Here is a 5,455-nt window from a genome sequence, read left to right as displayed (position 1 = left end):
ATGCTAATGGGAGTAATGTCCCATTTGTTTTGCAGAAAATAATTAGGATTTGCAAGTTTAAGGAAATTATTATATAATAATAGTGTTGAAAGGTTAGCTGGTAGATATATTAGTTAATATTTTCACAATAAGTATAGGGGTATTCCCTAGTAGAATTATTTATTGATTTTCATAAGGAGGAAATCACAAATGACAGTTAAAGTTGGTATTAACGGTTTCGGTCGTATCGGTCGTCTTGCATTCCGTCGTATCCAAAATGTAGAAGGTGTTGAAGTTGCACGCATCAACGACCTTACAGATCCAAACATGCTTGCTCACCTTTTGAAATATGATACAACACAAGGCCGTTTCGATGGTACTGTTGAAGTTAAAGATGGTGGATTTGAAGTTAACGGTAAATTCATTAAAGTTTCTGCTGAGCGTGAGCCAGGAAACATTGACTGGGCTGCTGACGGTGTAGAAATCGTTCTTGAAGCTACAGGATTCTTTGCTTCTAAATCAGCAGCAGAGCAACACATCCATGAAAATGGTGCTAAAAAAGTTGTTATCACTGCTCCTGGTGGAAACGATGTTAAAACAGTTGTTTTCAACACTAACCACGATATTCTTGATGGAACTGAAACAGTTATCTCAGGTGCTTCATGTACTACAAACTGTCTTGCTCCAATGGCAAAAGCTCTTCATGATAACTTTGGTGTAGAAAAAGGTCTTATGACTACAATCCACGGTTACACAGGAGACCAAATGGTTCTTGACGGACCACACCGCGGTGGTGACCTTCGTCGTGCTCGTGCAGCTGCAGCTAATATTGTACCTAACTCAACAGGTGCTGCAAAAGCTATCGGTCTTGTAATTCCAGAACTTAATGGTAAACTTGATGGTGCTGCACAACGTGTTCCAGTTCCAACAGGTTCTGTAACTGAATTGGTTGCAACTCTTTCTAAAAACGTATCTGTAGAAGAAGTTAACGCTGCTATGAAAGCTGCAGCTAACGATTCTTATGGTTACACAGAAGATCAAATCGTTTCTTCAGATATCATTGGTATGTCATTTGGTTCATTGTTTGATGCTACTCAAACTAAAGTTCTTGAAGTTGACGGTGAGCAATTGGTTAAAGTTGTTTCATGGTACGACAACGAAATGTCATACACTTCACAACTTGTTCGTACTCTTGAGTACTTCGCAAAAATTGCTAAATAATTGATTGTTAATCAATAAAAGCAAGAAATGGGCTCTTTCAGTTCTGATGTAATTGCCCAGTTATAATTTAGCTGTGAGCTAATATTTAGGGAAGATCTCTTTGGTCTTCTCTTTTTTTATATCTAAAGTTATCCTTCCATACTTGCTTCCTAGTTTTTAAGCTGATAGTAGGATAGTTGATACTCGAAGAAAATCAAAATCTAACTAGAAAAAGCGTCGTAGCTAGAACTAAAGTTCATCAAGGTAAACTTGACAATATCAGATTTTGATTTTCAATGAGTATTCATATACTAGGATATCAATAAACAGGGCTGAGGTAAGAGAACCTCTTTAACGAAAGTTGGTTAATGAAAATGATGCATCTTAAGCTCTGATAAGGTAGATAATGTGTTTGTTCGCAAAGTTTTTTAAAGGATCATGGTCTACACATTAACTTTAATCTATACTGTCAGTTAACAGTATATATTATTAGGGAGGATGATACTATCATTCTAACTGATATTGTAATCTTAAACTGCTATAGTTTTACAGCTTTTAGAGGTGGGTTTTGTTCTTGTTATAACTATTTATCATACAAAATTCTAGTATTTTATCAAATGGTTAGAATTTCTAGTTTCTTGGCGTTTTTATAGTAAGTTTAATAGGTTTAATTTTCGGAATCAAAAGGATTGTGTTAAGATATAAGGAGAAAGTTTTTCAAAATAGTTGATTTTTAAAAAGATCAGACTTTGTCATTTATAAATGCTATATTTATTGAAGAGGTGGTGACCGATTATCGGACATATTGAACCAAAATATTTACAAATCGCTAAAGAAATTCGTCAAAGTATTAGAGAAGGTTTTTATCCAGTTAATGCTAGTTTACCAGATGGTAAAACATTGGCAAAAGAGTTTGATGTGAGTTTAATGACATTAAAGCGCGCCTTAGATATGCTCGTAGTGGAAGGCTATCTTATTCGTCGCAGGGGTTCTGGGACGTTTGTGCGCGACTGGAAGTCTGTACAGATGCCTCATGTTTATACCTTGAATGGAGCTACTGAAGACTATGGTGACAAGCTAGATACAGAAGTTCTTGCTTTTGATGTGATTAGAGTAGATAGTCAGTTAGCAGAAAAATTATCGATTAATGAAGATGATTTTGCTTATAAAATTATCCGATTGCGTTGTATTGATAAAAAACCAAGTATTATAGAATATACCTATATGCCTTTAGATGTGATACCTCATTTAAAACGTGATCACTTAGAAAGTTCTATTTATCAGTATATTACTAAAGAGCTTGGACGTAAGATTCACAGTGCCTTTGTTAAAGTTACTGGTGTCCGACCAGATGAGCTTGAAGCAGAGAAAATGGATTTGAAAGAGACTGATTTTCTGATGCAGGTTGAGCAAGTTGTTAGTCTAGATAATTGTAAAGTATTTGAGTATTCAATTTCTCGTCATTTACCAGAGATATTTGATTTTGAGACAGTCCTTTTTAAACAATAATCTCTATTGAGATTGTCTTTAGTCAAGCCTATTTAATTCATTCTGCCAAAAAAATCATAAAGGAGTCATTTATGGAAACATATACTTTATCTAATGGTGTAACTATTCCAAAACTTGGTTTTGGAACTTGGCAAATTCCTGATGGTGATGAAGCCTATCAGGCTGTGAGTCATGCTTTGAAGGAAGGATATACTCACATTGACACTGCGCAAGCTTATAAGAATGAAGAGAGCGTAGGTAGAGCGATTGCTGATAGTGGTATTTCTCGTAAAGACATCTTCTTAACGACGAAGGTATGGAACAGTAACCATAGCTATGATTTGGCAAAAGCGTCTATTGAAGAATCACTTAAAAAATTAGGTGTGTCTTATCTAGACCTTCTTTTGATTCATTGGCCAAATCCAAAGGCTTTTCGTGATAATTGGCGAGAAGCTAATGCGGGAACATGGAAAGCTATGGAAGAATATTATAAAGCTGGGAAAATCCGTGCGATAGGTGTGTCGAATTTTATGAAACATCATTTGGAAGCACTTTTTGAAACAGCAGAAATCAAACCGATGGTCAACCAAATTCTCTTGGCACCAGGTTGTTCACAGGATGATCTCGTTGCATTTTGTCGCAAGCATGATATCCTTCTTGAAGCTTACAGCCCATTAGGAACAGGGTCTATTTTTAGTAATGATTTAGCTAATCAATTGGCAGAAAAATATGGAAAAACTGTCGCTCAAGTGGCATTGCGCTGGTCACTTCAAAAAGAATTTTTACCCCTTCCTAAATCAGTAACCCCTAAAAATATCACTTCTAATTTAGAGATTTTTGATTTTGTTTTATCTGATGAAGATGAAGATAAATTAGATAAGGTGCAAGGGGTTGCTAGTCAGAAAGATCCGGATTCAGTAGAATTTTAAAAATAGCTTAGAAATCTGTCTCTGACAGGTTTCTTTCTCTTTATGTTGAGTTTTATCTTGTTACCGAAATAATCCTATGAAAGCATTGTCCCAAAATGTGAAATAATTAATTTATTGTTTTCATATCATAGGTTTCTGAGGAGAAATGTGATATAATAGTTCCTATAAAAATTAATAAGGAGTCTTACTAATGGCTAAATTAACGCTTAAAGATGTTGAATTAAAAGGTAAAAAAGTCCTCGTTCGCGTTGACTTTAATGTTCCTTTGAAAGATGGCGTTATCACAAACGATAACCGTATCACTGCAGCTCTTCCAACAATCAAACACATTGTTGAAGAGGGTGGACGTGCGATCCTTTTCTCTCACCTTGGACGTGTCAAAGAAGAAGAAGACAAAGATGGCAAATCATTAGCACCAGTTGCTAAAGCACTTGCTGAAAAACTTGGACAAGATGTCGCTTTCCCTGGAGCTACTCGTGGTGCTGAATTAGAAGAAGCCATCAACGCTCTTGAAGATGGACAAGTTCTTCTTGTTGAAAATACTCGTTTTGAAGATGTTGACGGTAAGAAAGAGTCTAAAAACGATCCTGAACTTGGTCAATACTGGGCATCACTTGGTGATGGTATCTTCGTTAACGATGCCTTCGGTACAGCTCACCGTGCGCACGCTTCAAACGTAGGTATCTCAGCTAACGTTGATAAAGCTGTTGCTGGTTACCTTCTTGAAAACGAAATTGCTTACATCCAAGAAGCAGTTGAAACTCCAGAACGTCCATTCGTAGCTATCCTTGGTGGTTCTAAAGTTTCAGATAAAATCGGTGTTATCGAAAACCTTCTTGATAAAGCCGATAAAGTTCTTATCGGTGGTGGAATGACTTACACATTCTACAAAGCTCAAGGTATCGAAATTGGTAACTCACTTGTTGAAGAAGACAAACTTGATGTTGCTAAAGAATTGCTTGAAAAATCAAACGGTAAGTTGATTTTGCCAGTTGATTCAAAAGAAGCTAACGCTTTTGCAGATTACACTGAAGTACGTGATACTGAAGGTGAGGCTGTTTCTGAAGGTTTCCTTGGTCTTGACATCGGTTCTAAATCAATTGCTAAATTTGAAGAAGCTCTTGAAGGCGCTAAAACAGTTGTTTGGAATGGTCCTATGGGTGTCTTTGAAAACCCTGACTTCCAAGCTGGTACAATCGGTGTTATGGATGCTATCGTTAAACAGCCAGGTGTTAAATCAATTATCGGTGGTGGTGACTCAGCCGCTGCAGCTATCAACCTTGGTCGTGCAGACAAATTTTCATGGATCTCAACAGGTGGTGGTGCCTCAATGGAACTCCTTGAAGGTAAAGTACTTCCAGGACTTGATGCCCTTACTGAGAAATAAGGTTTTCTAGTCATTAAAAAATCAAAAAAGGGGTCTAGAGATTCCTTTTTTGCATGGTGTAAAACCTGTACAGAAAAATATACCTTAGCCATCTCAACCAGAGATAATGTGTGACAACAGGATATGATTACCAAAAAAATAATTGTAAAGAACTGGATGGGCGATTTCAAATTAAAAACAGAACCAATAATGGTTGATGTCTCCAATTAACCAAACCTCACACTTGAGGTAGCGCTTTCATAAGATTGTGATATTAATTCTTTGAAAAGAAAATGAGAAGTTATTTTCATGACTAATATTTTTTTTGATATTAAAGCATAAGAAACTCCTTAAACAATAGGATATGGTTTCAAAAAATAAAAATTAGAAACAATAAAAATGTTTGACAATTTAGTGTGGTTATAGTACAATTAGAATGTAAAACGTGTAAAACGTGTAAAACGTGTAAAACGTGTAAAACGTGTAAAACGTG

At 36.1% G+C, this 5,455-nt stretch carries 4 protein-coding genes; all 4 read left to right on the top strand.

From position 1 onward, the window contains the following. Window positions 1-189 precede the first annotated feature (189 nt). The 4 genes from gap to ACMZ6U_RS09095 all read left to right on the top strand — a co-directional run bounded on the left by gap (window position 190) and on the right by ACMZ6U_RS09095 (window position 4,983). Window positions 190-1,200 (top strand): type I glyceraldehyde-3-phosphate dehydrogenase, encoded by a 1,011-nt coding sequence (gene gap, locus ACMZ6U_RS09110; RefSeq protein ID WP_104968574.1) that lies wholly within the window; start codon window positions 190-192, stop codon window positions 1,198-1,200. 771 nt (window positions 1,201-1,971) lie between these two features. Further along, a complete protein-coding gene (locus tag ACMZ6U_RS09105; RefSeq protein ID WP_416108105.1) occupies window positions 1,972-2,688 on the top strand; it encodes a GntR family transcriptional regulator in 717 nt (238 codons plus the stop codon). A 71-nt stretch (window positions 2,689-2,759) separates the two neighbouring features. Beyond that, the gene (locus ACMZ6U_RS09100) at window positions 2,760-3,596 is read left to right on the top strand and encodes an aldo/keto reductase (protein WP_416108103.1); all 837 of its coding nucleotides are present in this window, start codon (window positions 2,760-2,762) and stop codon (window positions 3,594-3,596) included. Between the two features lie 190 nt (window positions 3,597-3,786). Beyond that, window positions 3,787-4,983, top strand: coding sequence for a phosphoglycerate kinase (locus ACMZ6U_RS09095; protein WP_416108101.1), 1,197 nt, complete (start codon window positions 3,787-3,789; stop codon window positions 4,981-4,983). The last annotated feature ends 472 nt before the right edge of the window (window positions 4,984-5,455 follow it).

This window comes from Streptococcus pluranimalium (assembly GCF_047785745.1).
In the GTDB taxonomy this organism is placed as follows: domain Bacteria; phylum Bacillota; class Bacilli; order Lactobacillales; family Streptococcaceae; genus Streptococcus; species Streptococcus pluranimalium_B.
Note: the sequence above shows the minus strand (reverse complement) of the source record. Positions and strands in the feature narration are given on the sequence as shown.